This is a genomic window from Bradyrhizobium sp. PRIMUS42 (assembly GCF_023006515.1).
Taxonomy (GTDB): Bacteria; Pseudomonadota; Alphaproteobacteria; order Rhizobiales; family Xanthobacteraceae; genus Bradyrhizobium.
Genome location: NZ_JALBGZ010001374.1, coordinates 1 through 756, shown reverse-complemented (window position 1 = coordinate 756; position 756 = coordinate 1). Strand labels below are relative to the sequence as shown.

The window sequence follows — 756 nt, the reverse complement described above, 5'->3', positions numbered from 1 at the left end:
CCTCGCCGGGCTCGCCATCGCGCCGCTGGCGCGGCGGATCGCGCCCCCTGGCTTGGTCGACATCGGACCTGCGCACAAGCTGCCGAAGCTCGGCAGCTCGAAGGTGATGCTGCATTCGAAGGTCAGCGATCCCGCCAAGCTCGCGGCACTACGCGCGGTCGCGGCGACGTTTCGGAGCGCGGTGGCCGCCTAGCCAAACCAGTTCCCTTCTTCCCCGGCGTACCTGCCAGCCACAAACCAATAGACAAGTCCCGCCGAACCGCCAGCGAGAACAAACGCGGCACCGAACGAGCCGACGATCTGGAACAGAAGCGCGCAGAATAGCGCGCCAATCGCGACGCCTGAAACCGCGTAAAACAACAGGGATCGGATGCGCAGGCGCTCGGCAAGCCAGATCACCGCGCCGGCAGGAAGCCCCGTGAGCGTGCAGACGACAAGCAGCGTCAGCGGCAACACGAAGATGAGCGTCAAGGCAATGCCCATTAATTGTCCGGCGCTATTCATGACTCCAATGAAGATGGCCAGTATGATGGCATGCAGGACCCCGGTTGCGGCCACGCACCCGCGAAACCAACCGTTCAGAGCGCGAGGACATTCTGCGCAGGCCATATCATCACCTCACAAGATCGCCTCGAACGCGCTGCGCAACGTCTCGTACCGAAAGACAAAACCGCGGCTCAGCGCCTTGTTCGGCAGCACGCGCTGGCCGCCGAGCAGGAGCTCGTCGGCGAAGCCGCCGCCGATCCGGCGCAGCAG

General features: G+C 64.6%; 2 protein-coding genes and 1 pseudogene. 1 reads left to right on the top strand and 2 read right to left on the bottom strand.

Translation table 11 applies throughout. The features are described from left to right. Positions 1-193, top strand: a pseudogene (locus tag MOV75_RS40455) (LysR family transcriptional regulator); the annotation flags it as partial. On the opposite strand, the gene MOV75_RS40450 reads toward MOV75_RS40455, so the two are convergent. Beyond that, positions 190-558: a hypothetical protein gene (locus MOV75_RS40450; RefSeq protein ID WP_246929621.1), complete on the bottom strand. Its 369-nt coding sequence runs from the start codon at positions 556-558 to the stop codon at positions 190-192. The pseudogene MOV75_RS40455 and the gene MOV75_RS40450 overlap by 4 nt on opposite strands. 60 nt (positions 559-618) lie before the next feature. Continuing rightward, positions 619-756, bottom strand: a 138-nt coding sequence (locus MOV75_RS40445) for a DUF1731 domain-containing protein (RefSeq protein WP_247008439.1), incomplete at its 5' end; no start/stop codon positions are given.